The sequence below is a fragment of the Falsiroseomonas algicola genome (assembly GCF_011040385.1).
GTDB lineage: Bacteria > Pseudomonadota > Alphaproteobacteria > Acetobacterales > Acetobacteraceae > Falsiroseomonas > Falsiroseomonas algicola.
Genome location: NZ_JAAIKB010000006.1, coordinates 61240 through 81985, shown reverse-complemented (window position 1 = coordinate 81985; position 20746 = coordinate 61240). Strand labels below are relative to the sequence as shown.

Sequence of the window (20746 nt, the reverse complement as noted above, 5' to 3'; positions counted from 1 at the left end):
CACCCCATGTCCCAGGCCATGGCCGCCCCCGCGCCGGGCTGGCGCGACCGCTTCCGTGAATGGCGCGAAGGCGTCACCGCCAATCCGCGCTTCCGTGCCTGGGCCGCCCGCTTCCCGCTGACGCGCCCCATGGCGCGCAAGCGGGCCGGGCAGCTTTTCGATCTCTGCGCCGGCTTCGTCTATTCGCAGGTCCTCTTCGCCTGCGTGCGGCTGAAGGTCTTCGACCTGCTGCACGAATCCGGCCCGATGACGGAAGCCGCGCTGGCGCATCGCCTCTCCCTGCCGCCGGAGGGGGCATCCCGCCTGCTCAACGCCGCTGCCGCGCTGCAGCTGACGCATCGCCGCGACGATGGGCTCTGGACGCTCGGGCCGCTGGGCGCCGCCATGATCGGCAATCCCGGCATCAGCGCGATGGTCGAACACCATGCGCTGCTCTATGCCGACCTGGCCGATCCCGTGGGGATGCTGCGGCGCGAACGCGGGGGCAATGCGCTGTCGGCCTACTGGGCCTATTCCGGCGCCGACAGCCCGGACCAGCTGGCGCCCGATCGAGTCGCCGACTACTCCGCGCTGATGGCGGCTTCCCAGCCCATGGTGGCGGAGGAGGTGATCGCGGCCTTCGATTTCCGCCGCCACCAGGTGCTGCTCGATGTCGGCGGCGGGGAGGGCGCCTTCCTGTCGCATGTCGCCGCCGCCGCGCCGGCGCTCCGCCTGATGCTGTTCGACCTGCCGCCCGTCGCCGCGCGCGGTGCCGCGCGCTTCGCCGAAAAGGGCCTTGCCTCGCGTGCACAGACCTTCGGCGGCGATTTCACGACGGATCCGCTGCCCCGCGGCGCCGACCTCATCAGCCTGGTCCGCGTGCTGCACGACCATGACGACGACGTGGTGATGGGCCTGCTGAAGCGCGTGCGCGAAGCCCTGCCGCCAGGCGGGCGCCTGCTCATCGCCGAACCCATGGCCGGCACGGCGGGGGCGGAGGCGATGGGCGATGCCTATTTCGGCTTCTACCTGCTCGCCATGGGCCGCGGCCGCCCGCGCCGCCCGGCCGAATTGCAGGCCATGCTGGCCGCTTCCGGCTTCGCCACCTCCCGCCTCATCCCCACCGGCACGCCGCTGCTGACGCGCGTGCTGGTGGCGGATGTGGCCTGAGCGCCGCGCGTCTCTTTTGCCTGACGGTTGAGTGTCAGTTCTTCTTGACATTGTCTGTCGTCAATTTACCCTGACAAACAACCAGAGGGAGCGGTTGGTCCAAGTGGACACCGTCGCAGTCATCCTAGAAGCGCCAGAGCGCCTCAGCCTCAGCCGGCTCCAGCTGTCGGAGCCGGGCGACGAGGATGTGGTGGTCGACGTGGAGTGGAGCGGTATCAGCACCGGGACGGAGCGCCTGCTCTGGTCCGGCCGCATGCCGCCCTTCCCGGGCATGGGATACCCCCTGGTTCCAGGCTACGAGACCGTCGGTCGCGTCAGCGCCGTTGGCATCCGCGCTGATCGCCGTGTCGGCGAACGCGTCTTCGTCGCCGGTGCCAAATGCTTCGGCGAGGTGCGCGGGCTCTTCGGTGGTGCCGCCGCCCGCCTCGTCGTCCCGGCCACGCGCGCGCTGCCGATCGATGAGCGACTCGGCGCCGACGGCGTGCTGATGGCGCTTGCCGCCACCGCGCGCCACGCCATCGCGGCCGAGCATGCGGAACTGCCGGACCTCATCGTCGGCCATGGCGTGCTGGGTCGCCTCGTCGCGCGCCTCGTCGTCGCCGCCGGCGGCAATCCCACGGTGTGGGAGACCAACGACGCGCGCGCCGATGGTGCCCAGGGCTATCGGGTGATGCAGCCGGAGGATGACCAGCGCCGCGACTATCGCTGCATCTGCGACGTCTCCGGCGATGCAGGCCTGATCGATCGCCTGGTGCAGCGCCTGGCGCCGCAGGGGGAGATCGTGCTGGCCGGCTTCTACAGCGCGCCCATCAGCTTCTCCTTCCCGCCCGCCTTCATGCGCGAAGCCCGCTTCCGCATCGCGGCGGAATGGCGGGAGCCCGACCTCATCGCCGTGCGTGACCTGATCGGCGACGGCAAGCTCAGCCTCGAAGGCCTGATCACCCACACACGCGACGCCGCCGCCGCGCCGGATGCCTATCGAACGGCCTTCGGCGATCCCGCCTGCCTCAAGATGATCCTCGACTGGAGACAGACGTCATGAATGGCCCCGCCGCCATCGCGCCCGTGCGTTCCGCCCAGGCCAGCATGACGGATGCGCTCCGGCAGGAAGCTGCCGAGGGGCCCGATCCCGTGCACACCGCGCCCGCGAAGCGGGAGACGCAGATCATCGCGATCTACGGCAAGGGCGGCATCGGCAAGTCCTTCACCCTGGCCAACCTCAGCTACATGATGGCGCAGCAGGGCAAGCGCGTCCTGCTGATCGGTTGCGACCCGAAGTCGGACACCACCAGCCTGCTCTTCGGCGGCCGGTCCTGCCCGACCATCATCGAGACCTCGTCGAAGAAGAAGGCGGCCGGCGAGCCCGTCGCCATCGGCGATGTCTGCTTCAAGCGCGACGGCGTCTTCGCCATGGAACTCGGTGGTCCCGAGGTCGGCCGCGGCTGCGGCGGGCGCGGCATCATCCACGGCTTCGAACTGCTGGAGAAGCTCGGCTTCCATCAATGGGACTTCGACTACGTCCTTCTCGACTTCCTGGGCGATGTGGTCTGCGGCGGCTTCGGCCTGCCGATCGCGCGCGACATGTGCCAGAAGGTGATCGTGGTCGGCTCGAACGACCTGCAGTCCCTCTACGTCGCGAACAACGTCTGCAGCGCGGTCGAGTACTTCAAGAAGCTCGGCGGCAATGTCGGCGTGGCCGGCATGGTCATCAACAAGGATGACGGCACCGGTGAGGCGCATGCCTTCGCGGAAGCGGCCGGCATCCCCATCCTCTCCGCCATCCCGGCCGATGACGACATCCGCCGGAAGTCCGCGAATTACGAGATCGTCGGCGTCCCGGGCGGCCCCTGGGCCAGCGTCTTCGAACAGCTGGCGACGCAGGTGGCGGAAGCGCCCCCGCTGCGCCCGAAGCCGCTGACGCATGATGCGCTGCTCGGCCTGTTCAAGGGCGATGCAGTGGGCCGTGGCGTGGTGCTGAACCCCGCGACGATGGAAGACATGTGCGCGGCCGATGTGCTGAACAAGCCGTCCCTCGAAGTGGTCTACGAGGGCGCCTGAGCCATGGACCAGCTCCCCCTCACCGCCGTGCCTGAAGCAGCCGCCTCCGTGGCGACCGGCTCCGGCTGCCATGGCGGCCGGGAGACGCTGGACGCCGCGGCGCGCGCCGCCGGCAAATCCGCCACCATGGACAAGCTGGCCGCGGACTATCCGCAAGGTCCGCACGACCAGCCGCAATCCATGTGCCCGGCCTTCGGCAGCCTGCGCGTCGGCCTTCGCATGCGCCGCACGGCGACCATCCTCTCGGGCAGTGCCTGCTGCGTCTATGGCCTGACCTTCACCAGCCATTTCTACGGCGCCCGGCGCACCGTGGGCTATGTGCCCTTCAACTCGGAAACGCTGGTCACCGGCAAGCTCTTCGAGGATATCCGGGACGCCGTGCACGCCACGGCGAAGCCGGAAGACTACGACGCAGTGGTCATCATCAACCTCTGCGTCCCCACGGCCTCCGGCGTGCCGCTGGACCTGCTGCCGAAGCAGATCGACGGCGTCCGCATCATCGGCATCGATGTCCCGGGCTTCGGCGTGCCGACCCATGCGGAAGCGAAGGATGTGCTGGCCGGCGCCATGCTGCGCTACGCCCGCAACGAGGCCGAATCCGGCCCCGTCGCCCGCCCCCGCCAGATGGTGGATGGCGAACGCACCGTCGCCCTGATCGGTGAGCTGTTCCCCGCGGACCCGATGGGCGTCGGCGCCATGCTGGCGCCGATGGGCCTGGCGCTGGCGCCGCAGACCCCGGCCCGCGAATGGCGCGACCTGTATGCCGCGCTGGATTGCGAAGTCGCCGCCGCGGTGCATCCCTTCTACACCGCCTCCATCCGCGAATTCCGCGCCGCCGGCCGCCCCGTCGTCGGCTCCGGTCCCGTGGGCGTGGAGGGCACGGAAGCCTGGCTGGCCAGCATCGGCCGCGCCGCCGGCATTCCCGACAGCGTCGTCGATCTCGCGAAGCAGCGCGTGCTGCCCGCCATCCGCGGCGCGCTGGCCGCGGCCCCCATCAAGGCGCGCGTCACCGTCTCCGGCTATGAGGGCTCCGAACTTCTCGTGGCGCGCCTGCTGAGCGAAGCCGGCGCCGAGGTTCCTTACGTCGGCACTGCCTGCCCGCGTACCGAGTGGAGCGAGGCGGATCGCCAGTGGCTCGAGGCGCGCGGCACGCATGTGCAGTACCGCGCGAGCCTGGAGCAGGACGTCGCCGCGATGCGCGACGCGCAGCCCGACCTGGCGCTCGGCACCACGCCGCTGGTGCAGAAGGCGAAGGAGCTCGGCATCCCCGCGCTCTACTTCACCAACATGGTCTCCGCCCGTCCCCTGTTCGGCCCCGCCGGCGCGGGTTCGATGGCCGCCATCGTCGCGGCCCAGACGAAGGGGCGCGAACGCTTCTCCCGCATGGTCAGCTTCTTCGAAGGTGTCGGCACGCCGGATGGCGCGGGCTACGGCTTCAAGGACAAGCCCGTCGATCCGCCCGGCTTCCGCGACCGCCAGCGCAAGCTGCGCGCGGCGAAGGCCAAGGCTGAAGAATCGGTGGGCACGTAAGACCATGCTCGTCCTCGATCATGATCGTGCCGGCGGCTATTGGGGCGCCATCTACGCCTTCTCCGCCGTGCGTGGGCTCCGCGTCGTCATCGACGGCCCGGTGGGCTGCGAGAACCTGCCGGTCACGGCGGTGCTGCACTACACCGATGCGCTGCCGCCGCATGAACTGCCGATCGTGGTCACCGGCCTCGACGAGGACAGCCTCAGCAAGAACGGCACCGAGGATTCCATGCGCCGCGCCGCCGCGACGCAGGACCCCGACCTTCCCGCCGTCGTCGTCACCGGCTCCATCGCGGAGATGATCGGCGGCGGCGTGACGCCGCAGGGCAGCAACCTGCAGCGCTTCATCTGCCGCACGATCGATGAGGATCAGTGGCAGGCCGCCGACCGTGCCATCATGTGGCTCTGGACGGAATTCGGTGCCCGCGGCCGCAAGATGCGCGCGCGCAACGCCAAGCTCGGCCCGAAGCCGCGCGTGAACCTGATCGGCCCGATCTACGGCACCTTCAACATGCCCTCCGACCTCGCCGAGATCCGGCGCCTGGTCGAAGGCATCGGCTGCGAGATCAACCTGGTCTTCCCGCTCGGCAGCCATGTCGATGACATCGCGAAGCTGCCCGATGCCGACGTCAACATCTGCCTCTACCGCGAATTCGGCCAGAAGCTCTGCGAGGAGCTGGAACGCCCCTGGCTGCGCGCGCCGATCGGCCTCTTCGCCACGACCAACTTCCTCCGCAAGCTCGGTGAGCTGACGGGCCTCGACCCCGAGCCCTTCATCGAGCGGGAGAAGCACACCACCATCAAGCCGATCTGGGACCTCTGGCGCAGCGTCACCCAGGATTTCTACGCCACCGCCAGCTTCGCCGTGGTGGCGACGGATACCTACACCCGCGGCCTGCAGCGTTTCCTCGGTGAGGAAATGGGCGTGCCCTGCGCCTTCGCCTTCAGCCGCAAGGCCGGCGAGAAGCCGGACAACGCGGCCGTGCGCGACGCCATGAAGAAGACGCCGCCGCTGGTGCTCTTCGGCAGCTTCAACGAACGGATGTATGCGGCGGAGCTGCACAGCCGCGCCGCCTACATCCCCGCTTCCTTCCCTGGGGCGATCATCCGTCGCGCCACCGGCACGCCCTTCATGGGCTATGCGGGCGCGACCTACATCATCCAGGAATACTGCAACGCGTTGTTCGACGCGCTCTTCCACATCCTGCCCCTCGGCACCGACCTCGATCGCGTGGAACCCACGCCGGTCAGGAAGGCGGAGCCCTGGGACGATGATGCGGTGGCGCTGCTGGACGCGCATGTGGATGCCGCGCCCTTCCTGCTTCGCATCTCCGCCTCCAAGCGGCTGCGCGAACAGGTGGAGCGTGCGGCGCGCGAGGCTGGGGAGCCGCGCATCGTGCAGGAACGCGTATTGGCAACGCTGGGGGCGGCACCCGCCATCCCGATCGCTGCCGGTGCCGAGACCAAAGCCGCCGGCGATCCCGCCGCGGCCAGTGTTGCGGAGGGTGTCGCTTGACGTCGCCCCTGCGTCCTTCCGATCCCGTCGTCCCCAACCCAGCGACAGCTTTCGTCGTCGGTACCAGGACCTCGGGTCGGCCATGGCGGTTTCCCGCCACGCCGTACCCTGCCGCGCGGGCAAAGCGCGGTAACGGCCGAAAGGCAAGTTGGAGGTCATCATCATGGCCGAAGGTTCAAGGACCGGCCTGACCGAAGGCGAAGCGCGAGAGATCCATAGCCTGCTCATCCAGGGCTGGGCCTTCTCCGTCTTCGCGTCGATGGGCGCGCATATTCTGACGTGGCTGTGGCGGCCGTTGGTTTACGGCAACTCCGTGGTCCCGCCGGATTGGCGCTTCTTCTGAGGCTGAGCCGGGCCACCGGCTGAGGCCGAAGGCCCGGACACGACGAAACGAAGGAGAGAAGATCCATGCATAAGATCTGGATGGTGGTTGATCCCCGCCGGTCGCTGTTCCTGGCGATGGTCGCGGTCCTCGCGGTCGCAGCCCTGCTCCACATCGTGGTGCTGAGCTCGCCCCGCTACTGCGACCACTGGGGCTGGTGCGCCACGAGCCCGACCTTCACCCCGGGGCAACCCGTGGGGCGATAGGCGGATCGCGCCAGTGTCGCTCCGCGACAGCGGGCGAGGCAAGCACAGCGGGCTCCGCCCGCTGTCGAGGACGGCACGGCACGGCGGGCACTCGTCCCGCCCTGATGGGAGCGTCAAGCGATGGCGATGCTGACTTTTGAGCGGAAATATCGCGTCCGCGGGGGCACCCTGGTGGGCGGTGACCTGTTCGACTTCTGGATAGGGCCGTTCTGGATCGGCTTCTTCGGGATCACCACCGCCTTCTTCACCTTCATCGGTGTGGGGCTGATCCTGATGGGGGCGTCGATCCAGGGGACCTTCAATCCCTGGCTCATCAACATCCCGCCGCCCGACCTGGCCTATGGCCTGCGCCTGGCGCCGATGCGGGAAGGTGGGCTTTGGCAGGCGATCACCGTCTGCGCCATCGGGGCCTTCGTGTCCTGGGCACTGCGCCAGGCGGAGATCTCCCGCAAGCTCGGCATGGGCTACCATGTGCCGATCGCCTACGGCGTCGCGGTCTTCGCCTACATCACGCTGGTCGTGTTCCGGCCCATCCTGATGGGCGCCTGGGGCCACGGCTTCCCCTACGGCATCTGGTCGCACCTCGATTGGGTGTCGAACGTCGGCTACCAGCACCTGCATTTCCACTACAACCCCGCGCACATGCTCGCCGTGACCTTCTTCTTCACGACCGTGCTTGCGCTGTCGATGCATGGTGGCCTGGTGCTGTCCGCGCTGAACCCGCCGAAGGGCGAGCCGGTGAAGACGGCGGAGCATGAGAACACCTACTTCCGTGATCTCATCGGCTACTCCATCGGCACGCTCGGCATCCATCGCCTGGGCCTGTTCCTGGCGCTGTCCGCGGGCTTCTGGAGCGCGGTGTGCATCATCATCAGCGGGCCCTTCTGGACGCGCGGCTGGCCCGAATGGTGGGGCTGGTGGCTCAACATGCCGATCTGGAAGTGAGGCGAGGAGGAAACAGCCATGCCCGAATATCAGAACCTCTTCACCCGGGTGCAGGTCAGGGGTCCCACCCCTTACCCCGGCGTCCCGCTTCCCCGCGGCGACGTGCCGCGGGAAGGCGGCTCCCGCCTCGTCCGCCTGTTCGGTTACTTCGGTGATGCGCAGGTCGGCCCGATCTATCTCGGCCAGCTCGGCATCCTCTCGATCTTCTTCGGCTTCATCGCCTTCGAGATCATCGGCCTGAACATGCTGGCCTCCGTGAACTGGAACATCGGCCAGTTCATCCGGCAATTGTTCTGGCTGGCGCTCGAACCGCCGCCGGCGCAGTACGGCCTGCGCATGCCGCCGCTGCGCGAAGGCGGCTGGTGGCTGGTCGCTGGCTTCTTCCTGACGCTGTCCATCCTGCTGTGGTGGGCGCGTACCTATCGCCGCGCACGGCAGCTCGGCATGGGCACGCATGTGGCCTGGGCCTTCATGGCCGCGATCTGGCTCTACCTGGTGCTGGGCTTCATCCGCCCGATCCTGATGGGCTCCTGGAGCGAGGCGGTGCCCTTCGGCATCTTCCCGCACCTCGACTGGACCGCCGCCTTCTCGATCCGCTACGGGAACCTCTTCTACAACCCGTTCCACGCGCTCTCGATCGTCTTCCTCTACGGCTCCACGCTGCTCTTCGCGATGCATGGCGCCACGATCCTGGCGCTCGGCCGCTACGGCGGCGAACGAGAGATCGAGCTGGTGCTGGACCGCGGCACCGCGGCGGAACGTGGTGGCCTCTTCTGGCGCTGGTGCATGGGCTTCAACGCCAGCTTCGAAAGCATCCATCGCTGGGCCTGGTGGTTCGCCGTCCTCTGCCCGATCACGGGCGGCATCGGCATCCTCCTGACCGGCACCGTCGTCGACAACTGGTACCTCTGGGCCGTGGATCGTCACTTCGCACCGTCCTACCCCGCCCTCTGGGCTCCGGTGGCCGATCCCTCACTCCTGCAAGGAGCCCCGCGATGAGGTTCTCCACCCAGGTCCTGCTCGGCCTCGCCGCGCTGGTCTGCACGGTCGTGATCGTGCTGAGCTTCGAGCGGCCGCCGGTACGCAGCACGCAGATCGGCTTCCGCGGTGTCGGCATGCAGGATCTGAACAACCCCCGCACCCTGGCGGTGCGGGTGGCGGCCAACCGCCTGCCGGAAGTGCCGGAGGCCGCCGACACCGATGGCCCGAAGGCGTCCGAGCTCTATGAGAACGTCCAGGTCCTGGGCGAACTCAGCGCCGCGCAGTTCGGCCGCATCATGCAGGCGATGACCGAATGGATCGCGCCGGCGCAGGGCTGCACCTACTGCCACAACCCGGAGAACATGGCCTCCGACGAGGTCTACACGAAGGTCGTGTCCCGCCGGATGCTGCAGATGACGCGGCGGATCAACACGGACTGGACGGCGCATGTCGGCCAGGTCGGCGTCACCTGCTACACCTGCCACCGCGGCCAGCCGGTGCCATCCGAGGTGTGGGCCACCGCAGTGCTCCCGCATTCCGGCCTGCAGGCGCAGCGTGGCCAGAACCATCCCGCGCCGGCGGCGAATGACAGCTCGCTGCCCGGCGATCCCTTCACGCCCTTCCTGCTGCAGGCGAACGAGATCCGCGTGATCAGCAACTCCTCCCTGCCTGGCCGCAACCCGGCCAACACCATGCAGGCGGAGTGGACCTATTCGCTCATGATGACGATGAGCGAGGGGCTCGGCGTGAACTGCACCCACTGCCACAACAGCCGCTCCTTCGCGAACTGGGAAACCAGCCCGCCGGCGCGCCTGACGGCATGGCACGGCATCCGCATGGTGCGGGATCTCAACACTGCCTACATCACGCCGTTGCAGCCCCTCTGGGCCGCCAATCCGCGTGGTCCGGCGGATGGCCCGCATGGCGCGCGCCTTGGCCCGGGTGGGGATGCGCTGAAGATCAACTGCGCCACCTGCCACCAGGGTGCCAACCGGCCCTTCTACGGGGCGCCGATGCTGGAAGGCTATCCGGAACTGCGGCTGATCAGCGCGGGCCCCGCCCGCGCGGCCTCGGCCGAATGACCGGCGCGGCGCCCGGCCGCGCTGGCCGGGCGCCGGACCGGTGCCAAGACTGCCGCGGCCGGCCCCCTGGCAAAGGGGGCCGGCCGCGGCGCTTTCCGGGCCATCGGCCAATGGGGCATATCCGGGCCGATGACACGCCTCGCCGAACTGATCGGGCTCTTCGCCTCCGCCTTCGGCGCGGCGAGCCTGCTGCCCCTGCAATCCGAACCCGTGCTGGTCGGGCTGCTGCTGCTGGGGGAGACACCCGCCTGGCTGCTGGTGCTGGTGGCCAGCATCGGCAACACGCTCGGCGCGGTGCTCAACTGGTGGCTCGGCCGGCAGGTGGACCGCTTCCGCGACCGGCGGTGGTTCCCGGTGCCGCCCGCCGCGCTGGACCGCGCCACGGGCTGGTACCATCGCTGGGGCCGCTGGTCCCTGCTGCTGAGCTGGGCGCCCCTCATCGGCGATCCCCTGACGCTCGTCGCCGGCGTGCTGAGGGAGCCCCTGCCCACCTTCCTGCTGCTGGTCGCCATCGCCAAGACCGCGCGCTACGTCGTCCTCGCCTGGGCGACGCTCAGCCTCGCCTGAAACCCCGCCAGGACAAACACCCATGATGGACGGCATCGCCTTCCACGCCGATCCGCGGCCCCATGCCCTCGTCATCGGCTCAGGCTTCGGCGGGCTCGCCGCCGCCATCCGCCTGGGCGCGCGCGGCTGGCGCGTGACGGTGCTGGAGAAGCTCGATGCCCCCGGCGGCCGCGCCTATGTCTACCGGCAGGATGGCTTCACCTTCGATGCCGGCCCTACCATCATCACCGCGCCCTACCTGCTGGAGGAACTCTGGACGCTGTGCGGCCGCCGCATGGCGGATGACCTCGACCTGCGGGCGATGAACCCCTTCTACCAGATCCGCTTCGACGACGGCACGGTGATGAACTGCTCCGCGGACCTCGACGCCACGCGCGCCGAGATCGCGCGCATCGCGCCGGAGGATCTGCCGGGCTTCGAGCGCTTCATCGCCACCAGCGAACGCATCTTCGACGTCGCCTTCGCCAAGCTCGCGGATCAGCCCTTCCACCAGCTGTCCACCTTGCTGGCCGCGGTGCCGGACATGATCCGGCTTGGTGGTTGGCGCACCGTCTTCGGCAAGGTCGGCGACTATTTCACCAATCCCAAGCTGCGCGTCGCCTTCAGCTTTCATCCCCTGCTCATCGGCGGCAACCCGATGACGACCACGGCCTATTACTGCCTGATCGCGCATCTGGAGCGGCTGCACGGCGTGCACTACGCCATGGGCGGCATGGGCGCGGTGGTGAACGGCCTGGTCGGCCTCATCGAGGGCCAGGGCGGGCGGCTACGCTACGGCGCGGAGGTCGAGCAGATCACGGTGCAGGACGGCCGCGCCACCGGCGTGCGGCTGTGCGGCGGCGAACACATCGCGGCCGATGTCGTCGTCTCCAACGCCGATGTCGGCTGGACCTATTCGAAGCTGCTCAGCGAGACGAAGCGCAAGCGCTGGACCGATTCCAAGGTCGCCCGCGCACGCTACTCCATGTCGCTCTTCGTCTGGTATTTCGGCACCAACCGCCGCTTCGACGATGTCTATCACCACACCATGGTGCTGGGGCCGCGCTACGAGGCGCTGCTGGCCGACATCTTCAAGCGCAAGAAGCTGGCGAAGGACTTCTCCCTTTACCTGCACCGGCCGACGGCGACGGACCCGTCGATGGCGCCGCCGGGCTGTGACAGCTTCTACGTCCTCTCGCCCGTGCCGCATCTCGGCAGCGGGACGGATTGGGCGACGCAGGCGGAACCCTATCGCGCCGCCATCCAGCAGCGGCTGGAGCGGACGGTGCTGCCCGGCCTTGGCGAGTCCATCGTGACGTCGCGGCTGCTGACGCCGCAGGATTTCCGCGACCGGCTGCTGTCGGTGAACGGCGCCGCCTTCTCGCTGGAGCCGCAGCTTTTCCAGTCCGCCTGGTTCCGTCCGCACAATGTCAGCGAGGAAGTCGCCGGCCTCTATCTCGTCGGCGCCGGCACCCATCCCGGCGCCGGCGTGCCGGGCGTGGTGAGTTCGGCAAAGATCCTCGACCAGGTCGTGCCGCATGGCAGCGCGCTGGTCAGGGCCGGCTGACCGACTCCTCCAGCAGCCTCGCCGCGGCGAGGCGCCCGGACATCGCCGCCATCGGGATGCCGGGGCCGGGATGGACGGAGCCGCCGGCGAGATAGAGGCCGCGCACGCCACCCGTGGCACCCGGCCGCGCGAAGGTGCCCGTCGCGCCATGGCTCGCGCGCCCATAGAGCGCGCCGCCGGTGCCGGGGAACAACTGATGGAAGCCGGCCGGCGTCGTCGTGACGCTTTCGCCGGACCCGATCTCCAGCCCGCAATCGCGCATCAGGGCGGTGCTGCGCGCCTCGATATCCGCCAGCACGCGTGGATCGGGCTCGCCGCGATCGCCATCGGCGGGGGCGTTCACCAGCAGCAGCATGCGCTCCGCCGCACCCGCGGCGACCTCCCCATGCCCGCGATCCTGCGCGCAGAGATAGACCGTCGGCGCCGCGGTCACCTGGCGGCGGCGGAAGACCGCGTCGAACTCGTCCGCGTAATCCTCGGCGAAGAAGACGTTGTGGTGCATCAGCGGGAAGCCGCGCGTCGGCGCCTTCACGCACCAGGTGATGGCGGAGAGCGACCGCGCCGCGCGCGGCGTATCGCGCAGTCCGCGCCGCGCGCGTTCGCCGAGCAGCCCCTGGCCGAGCGCCGCGACATCGCCGTTGAAGACCACGGCATCGGCCTCGATCCGCTCGCCATCCATCAGCCGCACGCCGATGACGCGTCCGCCCTCCACGATGATCTCCGCGGCCTCCGCCCCGAAGCGGAAGCGCGCCCCCTGGCTTTCTGCGAGTTCGCGGATGGCGGCGGCGACGCGCCTGATGCCGCCCTTCACCAGCCAGACGCCGTCCTGTTCCACATGCGCCACCAGCATCAGCGTCGCCGGCGCCAGGAAGGGGGAGCAGCCGCAATAGGTGGCGTAGCGGCCGAAGAGCTGCCGCAGCCGCGGGTCCGTGAAATAGCCGCCCAGCGCCTGCCATAGCGTCGCCCAGGGCATCGTCCGCCACAGCGCATCGATCCGCGACAGCCCGACCCGCCGCACCAGGTCGAGCGGCGAGGGCCGCTGCCCCGCGATGAAGCTGTCCTTCAGGGTGGCGAAGATGTCGCCGCTGCGCGCGACGAAGTCGCGATACCCCCGCGCATCGGCTGCGCCCGCAAACTCCCCGATGGCGTCGGCGCTCCGCTCCACATCGGCGAACAGGTCGAGCCGCCCGCCGGCGCGCCACGCATGCCGTGCCAGCGTCTCCGCTGCGTACAGCTCGAGAAAATCCTCGATCCGTCGCCCGCAATCCTCGAACAAACTCGAGAAAATCCAGCGCATGGTGAAGACGGTGGGGCCGCCATCGATGCCCGCGCCGTCCACCATCACATGGCGCGCCTTGCCGCCCTCGGCGGCCGCGCGATCCAGCACCGTGACCTCCGCGCCGCGCCGCGCCAGGTCGGTGGCCGCGGCCAGCCCGCCCATGCCCGCGCCGATCACCACCACGCGCATGGTGTTCAGGCCGCCGCCCCCACGCGCCGCGCCCGCACCCGCCGCGCCTTCCGGTCGATGTCGAGCCGATGCCAGATGATGATGGCGAGCCCCACGATCAGCGGCACCGACCACATGCCGGGATGCAAGGCCAGCTCAGGGAAGATGCGCACCGATCCGAAGGCCATGAAGGCGGTGTAGACGCTGATGCCCGCGCCGACCAAGGCCTTGATGTGCTCCTTCAGCCAGTCCGCTCGCTCCACCTGGGGCTTGTGGATGAACCAGAGATTCGTGAGCCCCGTCGCCACGCCGACCACCGCGATGCCGATCATCAGATGCTGCCCGATCAGCCAGCCATCGACGGCGCAGGCCAACGCCGCCGCCATCACCGCGTATTGCAGCCCGACATTCAGCGGCGTCCGGTTCAGCGCGTGCCGCCCCTTGTTGCGGATGGCGAGCCAGCCATACCAGGCGAGGTTGATCGTGAGGATGCCCGTATGCAGCATCATCCAGCCGAACAGCCCGCGGATGAAGTTCGCGTCGAACTGCCCTTCCAGGTGCGGATGCGTGCCGAAGGGATCGGCCAGCGTCATCAGGCTCATGCAGACGGCGAAGCTGCCTGTCGCCAGCATGGCATAGGCGAAGACCTTCCCCCAGCGCGCATGGTTCACGCCGCCCTTGCGCCCGATCACCGGCACCCAGAAGGCTATGGCGCCCGTGCTGCCCGTGACGATATGCGCGGCGATGAGGCCATGGAACACCAGCAGCTCCATCCATCGCTCCTCGTGTGACGGAAGTGACAATGCCACTTGACACTTCGTGGTGTAAAGCGAGGGATAGTGTCGCATGTCGATGACCGCGCCCTTCATCCCGCCGCACCCCACGCCGCGCTCCCCCATCATCTCCCTGTTCCGCGCCCTGCTGCAGGGGGAGGGCAATCTGCTCGGCCTGCTGCCGGCCGAGGCCTACCGCATGCCGATCGGGCCGCTCGGCTATTCCCGCCGCTCCATCGTGGTGGTGAACGAGCCCAGGCTGGTGCGCGATGTCCTTGTGGACACGCAGGGCATCTTCCCGAAATCGGACCTGATGGTGAATGCGCTGGAGCCGCTGATCGGCGACAGCATCTTCGTGAGTTCCGGCGCCACCTGGAAGCGCCAGCGCGCCATGATGGACCCCGCGCTGACCCTGATGCGCGTGAACCGCGCCTTCGCCAGCATGGAAGCCGGCGCCGCCGAATACGAGGAGACGCTGCACGCGCAGGCGCAATCGAAGGAACTCTTCTCCCTCGACCTCGCCATGAGCCACCTGACGGCTGACATCATCTGCCGCTCCGTCTTCTCCACCTCGCTGGCCACGACCGTGGCGCATGAGGTCTTCGACGCCTTCACCTTCTTCGAGCGCAGCGTCGCGCAGGTGGAGATCCGCCGCCTCATCATGGATCGCGCCTGGACGAAGATTCCCCAGACCCAGGCAGTGCTCGACAGCTGCGCGCTGATCCGCCGCTGCCTCGGCGATCTGCTGGACAGTCACCTCGATGCCGGCCAGAGCTTCGACGACATCGCCAGCGCCGTCGTCGCCGCGCATGACGTCGATGGGAAGGCCTTCACGCGGGAGGAGCTGATCGACCAGCTCGGCGTGCTGTTCCTGGCGGGGCACGAGACCAGCGCCAGCGCGCTCACCTGGTGCTTCTACCTGTTGGCCACGCGCCCGGAACTCGTCGCCCGCATCCGCGCCGAAGTGGCGGAGGTCTGTGGCGATGGGCCGATCAGCTTCGAACAGACGCGCCGCCTCGTCTTCACGCGCAACGTCTTCAACGAGACGCTGCGCCTCTACCCGCCCATCACCTTCCTGCCGCGCGTCGCCAACGAAGCCACGCGCATCGGCGAGTATCGCGTGAAGCGCGGCGCGCTGATCATGGTGGCGCCCTGGGTGCTGCACCGCCACCGCCTCTATTGGAAGGACCCCAACGTCTTCGACCCCGACCGCTTCACGGCGGAACGGAAGTCGGAGTTGACGCAGGGCGCCTATATCCCCTTCGGCATCGGCCCCCGCATCTGCGCCGGCGCCGCCTTCGCGACGGTGGAGGCGACGCTGCTCATCGCGCGCCTCTTCCGCCATTTCGACTTCCAGGTGGAGAACCCCGCCGCCGTCCGCCCCGCCGCGCGCCTCACGACGCGGCCGGTGCGCCAGGTCATGTGCCGGGTGACGCGCGCGCGATGACGCGGACGGTGGTGCTGACGCTGGGTCGCCTGCCCAAGGCCCTCGACCTCGCCCGCGGATTTGCCGCCATCGGCTGGCGCGTCGTCGTCGCGGAGCCCTTCGCGCGCCACCTCTGCGGATCGTCGCGCGACGTCGCCCGATCCATCCGCGTCCCACCGCCCAGCGCGGGCAAGCGCGCCTATCTGGAGGCGCTTGCGAAGATCGTGCGGGAGGAGCGCGCGGAGCTCGTCCTGCCGGTGTCGGAGGAGACGATGCATGTCGCGCATCTGGCGCCCCTGCTGCCCCCCGGCGCGAGAGTCGCTACCATGCCGCCCGACCAGGTCCTTGCCCTGCACCACAAGGGCGGTTTCGTCCGCGCCGGCCTCGACTACGGCGTGACGGTGCCGGAGAGCCTTCCGCTCGGCACGCCGGAAGCCGCCGAACTGGCGCAGAGCGCCGCGGTGGTCGTGAAGCCCGTGCATAGCTGCTCCGGCCGCGGCGTCCGGCGCCTGGCCGCCGGCGATCCCCTGCCGACCGAGGCCGATCCCCATCTCGTCCAGCGCCTGATCGTGGGCGAGGAGTTCAGCACCTGCTCCCTCGCCCATCAGGGCCGGGTCCTCGCCACCACCGTCTATCGCGGCGCCCAATTCTCGGGCTCGGTCGCCGTCTCCTTCGAACGGGTGGACCACCCCGCCATCGAGGCCTGGACCGCCCGCTTCATCGAGCGTGCGAACTGGTCCGGCTTCATCAGCTTCGACCTGATCGTGGATGCGCAGGGCACGCCCTGGGGCATCGAATGCAACCCGCGCACGACCAGCGGCCTGCATTTCTTCGAGCCCGCGGACATCGCGAGAAGTCTCGCCGATCCCACCGCGCCGCCCCCGCGCCACCGCCCGGAACGCACGCTGCAGCAATTCTGGTCCTGCCTGACGGAGACGCAGCTTTCCCTCTTCAAGGGCGGGCCCTTCGGCGCGAATCTCAAGCGCCTGCTCACCACGCGCGACGTCTGCTGGCAGGCGCGCGACCCCTGGCCGCTTCTGGTCATGCCCTACACGTCCTGGCCCATCATCCGCGACGCCGCCCGGAAAGGCGTGCCCTTCGGAGAGGTCGCGACGCTCGATGTCGGCTGGTTCGACGGTGCTACTTGAGCGGCATGCCGTTGGCGGCGGCCACCGCGGCCGGATCGACGCGCAGCTCATTCGCCGGCGGCGGCACGCGCGGCGCCCGCAGCGGCCGGCGGCCCATGGACCAGTTCGGTGCCATCCGGACCTCCGGATTCGGCACCGTCCAGCAGGAGCCATCGGCATCCATAAAGACGACCCACATCAAATGGGTCTCGGCACCGTAGTCGATGAGGAAATGCGCGATCCCCTCACCCTTCGGCGTCGTCATCGGCAGCGGGGGATCGAGTTGCAGGATCATGCGGCCCGAACGCGATCGTCCGCGGCCCCGTTCCCGTCATGATTCTCAGCGCTTCGCGATCCCCTCGCGATCCCCGATCAGCCGGCGCCGGATGCGCGCCGACAGCATGTCGATCAGCGCGACGGCCGCGATCATCAGGATGATGATGAAGGCGACCTCGTCCCAGTAGCGCACCTTGATGCGCTCCGCGATCTGCAACCCGATGCCCCCGGCGCCGACCACGCCGAGGATGGCGGCCGACCGCGTGTTGGATTCGAGGAAATAGAGCGCCTGCGCCACCATCACCGGCAGCACCTGCGGCAGCAGGCCGAAGCGGGTGCGGAGCAGCCGGTTGCCGCCCACCGCATCGATCCCCTCCGCCTGGCGCTTCTCCGCATTCTCGATCGCCTCGGCATACAGCTTGGCCAGCACCGCGATATCGGCCGTCGCGATGGCCAGCACGCCGGCCAGCGGGCCGAGCCCCACGGCGCGCACATAGGCCAGCGCCCAGATCAACTGGTCCACGCCGCGGAAGCCGTCGAAGACGCGTCGCAACGAGAAATGCGCCAGCGTGTTCGTCACCACGTTGTTGGCGCCGAGGAATCCCAGCGGCACCGCGATGATCGCGGCGAAGAGCGTGCCGAGGAAGGCCATCGCGATGCTTTCCGCGATGCCCTTCAGGATCTCCTCCCACTGCTCCCCGGGGGAGGGCGGGATCATCAGCGTGACGATGGTGCCGAGCCCGGACAGACCGTTCCACAGCCGGGCCGGCGTGATGTCGAACCACCAGAACAGGAAGACCAGCCAGCCGATCCCCACCGCCCAGGTCACGGCCCGCAGCGCGCGGGTGGCGGGCGTGGCGCCGAAGGCATGGGGATAGCGGGCGCGGAGTGCCGCGATCTGCTCCGGGGTCGGTTGCGCCAGCGCCATCGCTTCAGCCCTTCCCGCCGGCGGCCGCGTTCAGCCCCATGCGCAGCTTCTCCGACACCACGTCGATCAGCGCGACCGCCAGGATGATCAGCACGACGATGGCGCTGATCTCCTCGTAATAATTGAACGCGATCACCTGGTAGAGCTCCTGCCCGATGCCGCCCGCGCCGACGAAGCCGATCACGCTGGCGCCGCGCACATTCACCTCGAATCGCAGCAGCGCGTAGCTCAGGAAATTGGGTGCGACCTGCGGCAGGATGCCGAAGCGCGCGCGGTGGAACCAGTTGCCGCCCGCGGCGCGGATGCCCTCCACCGGCCCCGGCTCCGCATTCTCCACCACCTCGGCGAAGAGCTTGCCATTGGCGCCGATGGTGTGGATGGCGATGGCCAGGATGCCGGCGAGCGGCCCGATGCCGAAGGCCCAGACGAAGATCAGCGCGAAGACGATCTCCGGCACTGTCCGGCATACTTCCAGGAAGCGGCGCGCCAGGTGATAGACCCAGGCGTTCGGCGCCATGTTGCGCGCCGCCGGGAAGCACAGCAGCAGCGCCACCAGCGTGCCGCCGAGCGTCGCCAGCAGCGCCATCTGCGCCGTCTCGAAGATCAGCCAGGCCCATTTGTCGGCCCGGTACATCCAGGAGGCGAAGCTTCCCTCCGTCTCCCAGTTCGCGAAGAACACCTCCCACCGGAAGGTGGGCAGGGTGCGCCAGAAATACTCGCCGATGCGCGGCAGCCCGGCCAGGATCGCGGCCGGCGAGGCCTCGCTGACCAGGGCTGCCACATAGATGCAGACCAGCAGGACGCCACCCCAGAGGAGGGTGGCGTTGCGTCGGGCGCGGCGCGCCGCCTGGAAATCCGCCTCGATCCGCGGCACGGCGGGAAGGCGGGGGAGGGGAAGCGCCGCGGACACGGATCAGCTGCGCCGGCGCCGCTCGGCCGCTTCCTCGCGGCGCAGCTGCACGATCGGCTCGAACTGCGCATGCGTCACGGCCGCGTAGCCGAGCCCGCCGCCGCGCTCGACCTGCGCGTAGATCTGCGGATGGGCGGTGGCCAGCGCCAGGTGGAAGGCGGTGATGTCGGCCTTGAAGGCCGCCGGCAGGTCGGCGCGCACCGTCATCGGCCCGTTCAGGATCGGGCGCGACCGCCAGATGATGCGCAGGTCCCGCATGTTCAGCATCCCCTTCTCGACCATGGCGCGAAGGTTGCCGCGGGTGAAGCCCTGCGCTTCGTCGCCCTGGCCGGAGGCCCAGGTCACGGCCGCATCATACTGGCGCTGCAGCACCGCGACCACCGCCTGTTCATGCCCGCCGCCGAAGCCGGTGCGGGAGAAGTACTGCCCGCTTTCCGTGTTGATCCCGGCCGCCCGCAGCTCGCTGCGGGGCACCAGGTAGCCGCTGGTGCTGTTCGGGTCCGCCCAGGCCAGCGACTTGCCGCGCAGCTGCTCCAGGCTCGTGATGCCGCTATCGGCCCGCACCACCATGACGGCGATGTAGGAGATGCTGCCATCCGCTTCCCGCGCCACGAAGAGCGGCTCCACGCCGCCATTGGTGTCGAGCCAGGCGCCGGCATAGGCGGAGGCGCCCATGGAGGACATCTCGATCTGCCGCGCGCTGAAGGCCTGCATCACGCCGGCATAGTCGGAAGCCGGGAAAAGCCGCACGGGCACGCCGAAGGTCGTCTCGATGAGCTGGCGATAGGCGTCGTAGCGGCCGAGCCGGTCGGACTCGTTCTCGCCGCCCAGCAGGCCGATGCGGATCTGGGGAACCTGCTGCGCCCAGGCGCGGCGGCCGGCCGCGGGCATGGCCGGGGCGGGCGCTTGCGCAAGCGCGGGGAAGGGGGCCGCCGCGGCGGCGGCCAGCATCAGGCGACGGGTGATCATGCGGGTCTCTCCGTTGGGTGGAAGAACGCCGCCGATCCCGCCGCACGCCACTCAGGCGATGGCGAGACCGGCCTTCGGCGCGCGCTGGGCCTTGGGCTTCACAGCCTCCTCGGCCTGCTCGTCGAACTCGTCCTCGGACACGCCGTAGATCTCGCGCACCTTCTCCCCGGTCAGCGCGGCGGGCGGGCCATCGAACATCACGCGCCCGGCCTGCATGGCGACGATCCGGTCGCAATAATGCCGGGCGGTATCGAGGTGATGGAGGTTGGTCAGCACGGTGATGCCATCCTCCCGGTTCACCTGGCGCAGCGCCTCCATCACCGTCCGCGCATTGCGCGGGTCGAGGCTCGCGATCGGCTCATCGGCCAGGATGAATTTCGGCTCCTGCATCAGGGCGCGGCAGATCGCGACGCGCTGCTGCTGGCCGCCGGACAGCGTATCGGCGCGCTGCAGCGCGGTATCGGCCAGGTCGAAGCGGTCCAGCGCCTGGATGGCGAGTGCCCGTTCCTCCGCGGTGAAGAGGCAGAGCAGGCTGGTCAGCGTGCCCATCACGCCCGGCCGGTGGTTCAGCCGCCCGACCAGGACGTTGGTCAGCACATCCAGCCGCTGCACCAAATTGAACTGCTGGAAGATCATGGCGCAGTCGGTGCGCCAGCGCCGCAGCGCGGAACCGCGCAGCGCGGTGATGTCCTGGCCGTCATGCAGGATGCGGCCCTCGGAGGGCTCGGTCAGGCGGTTGATCATCCGCAGCAGCGTGGACTTGCCCGCGCCGGAGCGACCGATCACCCCCACCATCTGGCCATCCGGGATCGAGAGGCGGACGTCATTCACCGCCGTCACCGAACCGAATCGCCGTGTCAGACCCTGAAGCTCCAGCATCCCCGCCGCCCTTCGATGGTGCGGCCTATACATGCACCCTATGACATCG

21 protein-coding genes are annotated in these 20746 nt (G+C 69.2%); 14 read left to right on the top strand and 7 right to left on the bottom strand.

The features are described 5' to 3' along the window. Nucleotides 1–6: 6 nt before the first annotated feature. From G3576_RS15985 to G3576_RS15930, 12 genes are all read left to right on the top strand, one after another. The gene (locus G3576_RS15985; protein ID WP_207622856.1) at nt 7–1149 is read left to right on the top strand and encodes a methyltransferase; all 1143 of its coding nucleotides are present in this window, start codon (nt 7–9) and stop codon (nt 1147–1149) included. 103 nt (nt 1150–1252) lie between these two features. Then, nucleotides 1253–2191 carry a chlorophyll synthesis pathway protein BchC gene (gene bchC / locus G3576_RS15980; protein ID WP_164695426.1) on the top strand — a complete coding sequence of 313 codons (939 nt, stop codon included), beginning with the start codon at nt 1253–1255 and terminating at the stop codon, nt 2189–2191. Then, nucleotides 2188–3207, top strand: coding sequence for a chlorophyllide a reductase iron protein subunit X (locus G3576_RS15975; protein WP_164695425.1), 1020 nt, complete (start codon nt 2188–2190; stop codon nt 3205–3207). Before bchC ends, G3576_RS15975 begins: the two co-directional genes overlap by 4 nt. A gap of 3 nt (nt 3208–3210) precedes the next feature. After that, the gene (gene bchY / locus G3576_RS15970; protein ID WP_164695424.1) at nt 3211–4737 is read left to right on the top strand and encodes a chlorophyllide a reductase subunit Y; all 1527 of its coding nucleotides are present in this window, start codon (nt 3211–3213) and stop codon (nt 4735–4737) included. Nucleotides 4738–4741: 4 nt separating this feature from the next. Continuing rightward, the gene (bchZ, locus tag G3576_RS15965; RefSeq protein WP_164695423.1) at nt 4742–6253 is read left to right on the top strand and encodes a chlorophyllide a reductase subunit Z; all 1512 of its coding nucleotides are present in this window, start codon (nt 4742–4744) and stop codon (nt 6251–6253) included. A 148-nt stretch (nt 6254–6401) separates the two neighbouring features. Continuing rightward, nucleotides 6402–6596 carry a hypothetical protein gene (locus G3576_RS15960; protein WP_164695422.1) on the top strand — a complete coding sequence of 65 codons (195 nt, stop codon included), beginning with the start codon at nt 6402–6404 and terminating at the stop codon, nt 6594–6596. Between the two features lie 65 nt (nt 6597–6661). Next, entirely contained in the window at nt 6662–6841 is a 180-nt protein-coding gene (pufA, locus tag G3576_RS15955) for a light-harvesting antenna LH1, alpha subunit (RefSeq protein ID WP_164695421.1), read from the top strand. Between the two features lie 120 nt (nt 6842–6961). Beyond that, the gene (gene pufL / locus G3576_RS15950) at nt 6962–7786 is read left to right on the top strand and encodes a photosynthetic reaction center subunit L (RefSeq protein WP_164695420.1); all 825 of its coding nucleotides are present in this window, start codon (nt 6962–6964) and stop codon (nt 7784–7786) included. An 18-nt stretch (nt 7787–7804) separates the two neighbouring features. Further along, nucleotides 7805–8785 carry a photosynthetic reaction center subunit M gene (pufM, locus tag G3576_RS15945; protein WP_164695419.1) on the top strand — a complete coding sequence of 327 codons (981 nt, stop codon included), beginning with the start codon at nt 7805–7807 and terminating at the stop codon, nt 8783–8785. After that, nucleotides 8782–9849 (top strand): photosynthetic reaction center cytochrome PufC, encoded by a 1068-nt coding sequence (gene pufC / locus G3576_RS15940; protein ID WP_164695418.1) that lies wholly within the window; start codon nt 8782–8784, stop codon nt 9847–9849. The genes pufM and pufC overlap by 4 nt, the downstream gene beginning before the upstream one ends. A 129-nt stretch (nt 9850–9978) precedes the next feature. Then, nucleotides 9979–10416 carry a YqaA family protein gene (locus G3576_RS15935; protein WP_164695417.1) on the top strand — a complete coding sequence of 146 codons (438 nt, stop codon included), beginning with the start codon at nt 9979–9981 and terminating at the stop codon, nt 10414–10416. Between the two features lie 22 nt (nt 10417–10438). Further along, complete coding sequence (locus tag G3576_RS15930) at nt 10439–11962, top strand: phytoene desaturase (protein ID WP_164695416.1); 1524 nt, start codon at nt 10439–10441, stop codon at nt 11960–11962. Here G3576_RS15930 and crtD read toward each other — a convergent pair. Continuing rightward, nucleotides 11949–13430 (bottom strand): 1-hydroxycarotenoid 3,4-desaturase CrtD, encoded by a 1482-nt coding sequence (gene crtD, locus G3576_RS15925; RefSeq protein WP_164695415.1) that lies wholly within the window; start codon nt 13428–13430, stop codon nt 11949–11951. The two genes, G3576_RS15930 and crtD, sit on opposite strands and share 14 nt — an antisense overlap. Nucleotides 13431–13435: 5 nt before the next feature. Continuing rightward, nucleotides 13436–14182, bottom strand: coding sequence for a hypothetical protein (locus G3576_RS15920; protein ID WP_164695414.1), 747 nt, complete (start codon nt 14180–14182; stop codon nt 13436–13438). 73 nt (nt 14183–14255) lie between these two features. On the opposite strand from G3576_RS15920, the gene G3576_RS15915 reads away from it, so the two are divergent. Both G3576_RS15915 and G3576_RS15910 read left to right on the top strand, forming a co-directional pair. After that, a complete protein-coding gene (locus G3576_RS15915; protein WP_164695413.1) occupies nt 14256–15629 on the top strand; it encodes a cytochrome P450 in 1374 nt (457 codons plus the stop codon). After that, nucleotides 15626–16756: an ATP-grasp domain-containing protein gene (locus G3576_RS15910; RefSeq protein ID WP_164695412.1), complete on the top strand. Its 1131-nt coding sequence runs from the start codon at nt 15626–15628 to the stop codon at nt 16754–16756. The genes G3576_RS15915 and G3576_RS15910 overlap by 4 nt, the downstream gene beginning before the upstream one ends. Here the strand turns inward: G3576_RS15910 and G3576_RS15905 are convergent. Genes G3576_RS15905 through phnC form a run of 5 tightly spaced genes read right to left on the bottom strand, consistent with a single transcriptional unit; the run spans nt 16749 to nt 20697 of the window. Next, on the bottom strand, nt 16749–17030 hold the full coding sequence (locus tag G3576_RS15905) for a hypothetical protein (RefSeq protein ID WP_207622854.1): 282 nt from the start codon (nt 17028–17030) through the stop codon (nt 16749–16751). The genes G3576_RS15910 and G3576_RS15905 overlap by 8 nt on opposite strands. Nucleotides 17031–17075: 45 nt before the next feature. Then, nucleotides 17076–17939, bottom strand: a complete 864-nt coding sequence (phnE, locus tag G3576_RS15900; RefSeq protein WP_164695411.1) for a phosphonate ABC transporter, permease protein PhnE — start codon at nt 17937–17939, stop codon at nt 17076–17078. A 4-nt stretch (nt 17940–17943) separates the two neighbouring features. Further along, complete coding sequence (gene phnE / locus G3576_RS15895; RefSeq protein WP_164695410.1) at nt 17944–18849, bottom strand: phosphonate ABC transporter, permease protein PhnE; 906 nt, start codon at nt 18847–18849, stop codon at nt 17944–17946. A 3-nt stretch (nt 18850–18852) separates the two neighbouring features. Continuing rightward, on the bottom strand, nt 18853–19818 hold the full coding sequence (gene phnD, locus G3576_RS15890; protein WP_164695409.1) for a phosphate/phosphite/phosphonate ABC transporter substrate-binding protein: 966 nt from the start codon (nt 19816–19818) through the stop codon (nt 18853–18855). A 51-nt stretch (nt 19819–19869) separates the two neighbouring features. Continuing rightward, complete coding sequence (gene phnC, locus G3576_RS15885) at nt 19870–20697, bottom strand: phosphonate ABC transporter ATP-binding protein (protein ID WP_164695408.1); 828 nt, start codon at nt 20695–20697, stop codon at nt 19870–19872. Nucleotides 20698–20746 lie beyond the last annotated feature (49 nt).